The 6,048-nt window shown below is 45.7% G+C and carries 6 protein-coding genes; 5 read left to right on the top strand and 1 reads right to left on the bottom strand.

Going from position 1 to position 6,048, the window contains the following annotated elements; all coding sequences use genetic code 11:
• The first annotated feature begins 481 nt into the window (after nucleotides 1-481).
• The 5 genes from ACE1CM_RS01645 (at nucleotide 482) to ACE1CM_RS01625 (ending at nucleotide 5,088) form a co-directional block, all read left to right on the top strand.
• Nucleotides 482-1,144, top strand: a complete 663-nt coding sequence (locus ACE1CM_RS01645) for a DUF2301 domain-containing membrane protein (protein ID WP_374875665.1) — start codon at nucleotides 482-484, stop codon at nucleotides 1,142-1,144.
• Nucleotides 1,145-1,159: 15 nt separating this feature from the next.
• Entirely contained in the window at nucleotides 1,160-1,699 is a 540-nt protein-coding gene (locus tag ACE1CM_RS01640) for a GNAT family N-acetyltransferase (RefSeq protein ID WP_374875664.1), read from the top strand.
• 13 nt (nucleotides 1,700-1,712) lie between these two features.
• Entirely contained in the window at nucleotides 1,713-2,861 is a 1,149-nt protein-coding gene (gene dprA / locus ACE1CM_RS01635; protein ID WP_374875663.1) for a DNA-processing protein DprA, read from the top strand.
• Nucleotides 2,849-3,925, top strand: coding sequence for an endo-1,4-beta-xylanase (locus ACE1CM_RS01630; protein ID WP_374875662.1), 1,077 nt, complete (start codon nucleotides 2,849-2,851; stop codon nucleotides 3,923-3,925). Before dprA ends, ACE1CM_RS01630 begins: the two co-directional genes overlap by 13 nt.
• Before the next feature lie 638 nt (nucleotides 3,926-4,563).
• Entirely contained in the window at nucleotides 4,564-5,088 is a 525-nt protein-coding gene (locus ACE1CM_RS01625) for a hypothetical protein (protein ID WP_374875661.1), read from the top strand.
• Between the two features lie 144 nt (nucleotides 5,089-5,232).
• On the opposite strand, the gene ACE1CM_RS01620 is transcribed toward ACE1CM_RS01625, so the two are convergent.
• Nucleotides 5,233-6,048, bottom strand: an 816-nt coding sequence (locus ACE1CM_RS01620) for a Gfo/Idh/MocA family oxidoreductase (protein WP_374875660.1), incomplete at its 5' end; no start/stop codon positions are given.

The following is a 6,048-nucleotide window of genomic DNA, read 5'->3' as shown; positions in this document are numbered from 1 at the left end:
TGTAATCATGGCGTTTCTTTTTCGACGTTCAATTTTATCGCTATTTACTGTTGGCGCAACTCCCTAAATACAAAAGTTAATACTGACTGCGGATAAATCAGCAGTCGTCGTTTTTCATCCCTGGTCTAAAGACACAGGGCGCATCATTCTCCCAGTCGCCCTGGTAACGAGGGGAGAACGAGGGGAGAGAGGAAAGTCCCCCGCTGTTTTGGGGGATTTAGGGGGATCTCTAAGACGGCGCGTTTGAGCATTGGCGGCAAAGGGAATTAAAATAGCCATTAGGAGCGCTAGAAGCCACGCTCGCTTCCCGATTCGTTTCGTTATGGTAATATAAACCTATTGGTTAATTGGCTTATCTTTATTGACTGGCTATACTCTTTTTTATGTTTCTTCGCTATAGTTGAATAATCTTCTGCCCAAATAGGGTTATATTTGGGGATAAAATATGCCAGAAGGCACAAGCAACAGGGGATAGTAAACTATGACTCAAGTACTCGAATCGTCTGAACCAAGGGTGTATCAAGGTCAGTTTGGGGAATTTACGATTACGAAGAGCGATCGCACTGGCGTCATCGTCTATCGTACCGGGTTGATGGTAGCGGCTTTGAGCTTTGCGATCGCTAGCGGGTTAGTATTGTGGCAAGGCAATAACCCAACTGTACTAACCGCTGTTACTTTCCTTTATGCCTGTTTCTATATCGCCCTGGGTGTTAGTTTGGCGACGATTCATATTTATCTAGCATCGCTGCACCGAGTTTTGCAAGTTTTTTGGGCAATCGGCGGCGTCGCATCTTTAGTTTTAGCCTGGCAATATAGCGAACCTCTGGCTTTAACTGTTGCTAGCCAACCTTTTGCAATTGTTGGCGTTGGCTTTACTTTTGCAGCTTTGACGGGAATATATTTTAAAGAAGCTTTTTGTTTCGATAGATTTGAAACAAAACTGCTAACTCCTCTCGTACCAATCTTGCTGTTAGGGCATTTATTCGGCGTTTTGCCGGTGAATGGGGAACAAGTTTTATTAGGACTTTGGGCAATTTTATTTATCGTCTTCGCCCTGCGGAAAGCAATTCAAGCAATTCCCCCCGATATCGGCGATAAGTCGGTTTTCGACTATCTTAAGGCGCAGCGAAACGCCAAAGCTTGAGTTAGGTTGCCACGGATGATAGATATAGAACTCAGACCCTTTGAACGCGAGGATTTTGCACGGTTAATTGGTTGGGTCACCTCGGCAGATTTGATTCAAAAGTGGGCACCATTGGTATTCAGCTATCCATTGAATGAGTCTCAGCTTGAGAACTATATTCAAACTACTGAAGGTGACAAACCAAACCGAAAAATATTCAAAGCTGTGGATACTAAAAATAATGCAGTAGTCGCTCATATAGAATTGGATAGAATCGACCTGAAAAATAGGTCGGCTACAGTTGCCCGCGTTTTGGTGAAAGAACCTGCCTTGAGAGGTCAAGGTATTGGTACTGAAATGGTGAGAAAAATCTTGGCAATAGGATTTGATCGTTTAGACTTGCACCGCATTTCTATCGGTGTTTTTGACTTTAAAAAAGAAGCGATCGCTTGTTATGAAAAAGTCGGTTTTGTCAAAGAAGGTTACCTGCGAGAGTCTTGGAGGGTAGGCGACGAGTACTGGAGCTTTTATATAATGAGTATGCTCGAATCAGAGTGGAAAGCGCTCAACATTTAAAAAGGATGTGCGATTGATAGAAGAACGCGCTTTTTGGCTAGCTTGGTCGCAAATTCCCGGAATTGGACCAATTTTGCAGCGCCGACTGCAACAGCATTTTGGCACCCTATCTGTAGCTTGGGAAGCAAATGCAAAAGCTTTGGGGCAAGTTGAAGGTTTTGGGCGTCAGATAATTGATACGGTGGTAAGGGAGCGATCGCGTTTCGCTCCCGAAATGTTCCTCAAAGAACATTCTGTCAAAAATCCCTGTTTCTGGACGCCAGCAGATAGGGAATATCCCCGCTTGTTATTGGAAATTCCCAGTCCGCCGCCGGTGTTATATTATCGGGGAATTGTTCAAGTTGAAGAAAATTTGGGCATAACTCCAACTGTTGCGATTGTAGGTACTCGCGATCCTTCTGACTACGGTAAATTTTCAACTCGCCATTTTAGCATTGCTTTAGCCAAGCAAGGATTTACAATTGTTTCCGGCATGGCAGAGGGAATTGATACAGAAGCGCATCGCGCCTGCTTAGAAACGGGTGGACGGACGATCGCCGTTTTAGGAACAGGTGTGGATATTATTTACCCACCGCGCAATCAAAAACTTTACGAACAAATTTTACAGCAAGGTTTGGTATTAAGTGAATATCCCTCTGGCACAAAACCGAATCGCGCCCATTTTCCCAGTCGAAATCGCATTATTGCCGGGTTAAGTCGCGCGGTGTTAGTAATGGAAGCACCGAGTAGATCGGGTGCTTTAATTACTGCGCGTTTAGCTAATGAGTTTTGTCGCGATGTGTATACACTACCTGCGCGGTGGAATGACTATAAATCCACAGGTTGTTTGGGACTTTTAAGCAAAGGCGCGCAACTAATTATCAATGAAGGTCTTTTGGTAGAAATGTTGAGCGGTATGCCGCCTGTAGATACGGGAAGTATAGCCGATTTACCTTTATTTTCTCAGCAGGTAACATCGGAGAATCGGCAACCTTTACCAAAGCTAGAACCGCAATTCCATAAAATATTAGAAGCGATTGCCTCCGAACCTACTGCGCTTGATTTAATCGTGCAACAAACTGGGTTTTCTGCGGCAGAAGTCTTGAGTTCGCTGTTGCAATTAGAACTAATGGGATTAGTCTCTCAATTGCCGGGAATGAGGTATCAGCGATGTTCAGCTTAACCCAACGCCGCCGATTTAAAACTTTCCTATTTCTAGCTGCAACTACAGTTTTAATAGTTGTGCTTCTGAGTATTCCCCAATCGTCCCATACGGCGGTGACATCGCTGCGTTCTTTAGCACAAAATCGGGGAATTGTCATCGGTGCGGCAGTGGCAATAGATGCGTTGCGAAACGAACCAGTTTATAGGGAAGTATTGGCGAGGGAATTTAGCAGCTTAACCGCGGAGAATGTAATGAAATTTAGGTTCTTGCATCCAAAGCGCGATCGTTATGATTTCACCGATGCAGATACCCTCGTTACCTTTGCCGAAGATAATAAGATGAAAGTGCGCGGTCATACGCTAGTTTGGCATATCGAACTACCCCAATGGTTAACCGAAGGAAAGTTTACCCGCCAACAACTGTTACAAATTCTGCGAGATCATATTTATACAGTAGTCGGACACTATCGCGGCAAAGTTTTTGCCTGGGATGTAGTCAACGAAGGAATTGGAGATAATAATGCGTTGCGGGATACAATTTGGCTGCGAGGAATTGGGCCAGAATATATAGATTTAGCCTTTCGGTGGGCGCAAGAAGCAGATCCAAAAGCGCGTTTATTTTATAACGATTATGGTGGCGAGGGATTAGGGGCAAAATCAGATGCGATTTACAATCTAGTCCGGGGAATGGTACAACGCGGCGTTCCCATTCATGGCGTAGGTTTGCAAATGCACGTTGGTTTAAATAATGCACCCCCTCCCGCAGATGTCGCTGCAAATATCCAACGTTTGGCAGCATTAGGATTAGATGTACATATCACCGAAATGGACGTACAAATCCAGAATGGAACGGGTACACAAGCAGAAAGATTTGCCGCCCAAGCTAAGATTTATCGAGATCTGCTTGGTGTTTGTTTATCTCAGGGAAATTGTCAGGCATTTGTGTTGTGGGGATTTACCGATAAACATTCTTGGATACCTTGGTTTACCAAAAAACCCGACGCCGCGCTTATTTTCGATAATTTCTATCGTCCCAAACCCGCTTACAATGCACTGAAAGAAGTTTTAAGGCAGCGACGGTAGCAAGTTCAGGACTTACGCCAAGATTCTATATGTATGGTGCATCGAGCAGCGGTGTACGGCACCATCTCCACTATATCTGGAGTTGCTGCGTAAATCCTGAAGTTTTAACTGGGACGGTGCGTTACGCTGTCGAAGAGAGTACCCTACAGATGGAAATAAATTTATGGGCGAAATCATACTTTAGATAGAGGCGGGCGATGATTTTGGTAGTAACCTCTCTAAAGAGGCAGACTAAATGCCAGTTTTCTATAGTGTTGATATTGACAGATTGGGAATTTTATGATAGTTTAGCCAGAGTGCCGAAAACCAAGGCCAAAAATTTTCTTTCGCATTTTGTAAACCAGAGTCGATGCAAAACTGACCAACCTATAAAAAGGTGGAACGGGATGCCACGATTCGTTAAATTGGTGGAAAATAATGGTTGAACAATGGCTCTTAGCTTTAACAACAATAGTTTGACAGCGCCAAAAATAGGGTGTTGCTCACCCGAATTTACGCCTCTTGACTGTTGGATAAGACTCCCTTGGTTGAAGCTCTAAGCAGACCCTCTAGAAATTAGTTCTAGTTGAATGGTGAAGCTTAGATAAGTTTAGCCAAGTTTTGTATAGCACAGTCAGATTAACACTGAGTAATCCCAAATGAAAATTGAGTTAATCAGACAAACCAAGCATCTACTGCTAAGCGGAATCATAGTCACCCTTGGACTGTGGACAATACCCGCACAAGCACAAGTCGCTGACGCGCAGATAAACGCGATGGTGGAGGCATTGCGACAAGCTGCACCACCCAACAAACCGAATGACGGGATGTTCAGTCAATGGCAAGTTTTACCCGGCATTATCCCCAGTTGGACTAAACAATGCGTCGGCAGGGAACTCACACCCGCCGAATTTGAATCCGATGCGGCGGCGGCGCGCAATACGGTGGCGTGCATCGTCCGACGAGAACTCGGCAAACAGTATCGCGTGACTAATAACAACGAAACTGCCTCGGTACGCAACGTCGCCTGTTGGTGGATGACTGGCAATACGACCGGGTGCGGCAGCGGTGCAACGGCTTCCTACGTGCAAAGGGTTGTAAACTTTTATCAGCAAGCGCGTGCCAGCAATACCCCGGCAGCACCAAAACCTGCAACTCAACCATCGTCACAACAAGCACGATAATTTTTAATTGCAGATGTTGAGAAACCGGGTTTGTTCTGTTATCAATTCTCTTTGTGAGTGACACGGAAACAAACCCGGTTTCTGGGGCGCTTTAGCGCCTACTACTAACGGTGCGATCGCTATTTTCCCATTACCAATTACCCATCACCAATTACCACTCAAAAACGTTTCTAAGTCCGGCACATCTATCCACCTACCCATTTTCTGGGATTGATGGGTTAAATCCATCAATAATTGCGAGTATACGCCTTCTTTGAATCCGGGGGTCATTTCCTCACCTCGGTCGATGCTTTGCACCCATCGATCTACTACTCTAATAAACGGTGCAATGCGACCATCGGCGTAATTTTTAGGAAACTCCAAACGATTGGGAATTGGGACTTCTGTTAAAGATTTTCCCGCAGGTGCAGCCCAAAGGCGAAACCCGTGGACGTAATCTTTTTGATTATCGCTGCCTAACACTAAAGTACCGCGATCGCCATACACTTCTACCCAATGTCCCCTTCCCTGATACGTCACCGAACTCAGGCAAACTTGAACCGGAGTACCATCTTGGAGTTGCAGCATTATCAGGCAGGTATCGTCGGCATCTACAGGCTTCATTTCGCCAGACTTCGGATCGGGTCGCGCGGGAATTGCAGTGCTTAAATGGGCGCACAACCGCCTTACAGGGCCAAATAACCAACTGATGTAATCGAAGGCGTGGGAACCGATTGCCCCCAAAGCACCGCCGCCGGTTTCTTTGCGCGCGTACCAATTCCAAGGACGCGAAGCATCGGCGCGACTCGATACCAACCAATCGATTTTAATTAAACGCGGTTGCCCTACATATCCTTCTGCCAAGTATTCTGAAAATAACTGCCAAGCAGGGACAAAGCGGAATTCAAAATCAAGCGTCGCCACGATCCCCCCTTTGTCCCCCCTTGGTAAGGGGGGGCAGGGGGGGATCGCCTCCCCCCT

It is taken from the genome of Microseira sp. BLCC-F43 (genome assembly GCF_041929235.1).
Classification (GTDB): domain Bacteria; phylum Cyanobacteriota; class Cyanobacteriia; order Cyanobacteriales; family Aerosakkonemataceae; genus Microseira.
The sequence above is the reverse complement of the archived record's forward strand: the minus strand, read 5'-3'. Positions and strand labels throughout refer to the sequence as shown.

Coding starts and splice junctions, on each gene's coding strand:
- ACE1CM_RS01645 (WP_374875665.1), top strand. CDS start 482: ATGACTCAAGTACTCGAATCGTCTGAACCAAGGGTGTATCAAGGTCAG.
- ACE1CM_RS01625 (WP_374875661.1), top strand. CDS start 4,564: ATGAAAATTGAGTTAATCAGACAAACCAAGCATCTACTGCTAAGCGGA.
- ACE1CM_RS01630 (WP_374875662.1), top strand. CDS start 2,849: ATGTTCAGCTTAACCCAACGCCGCCGATTTAAAACTTTCCTATTTCTA.
- ACE1CM_RS01640 (WP_374875664.1), top strand. CDS start 1,160: ATGATAGATATAGAACTCAGACCCTTTGAACGCGAGGATTTTGCACGG.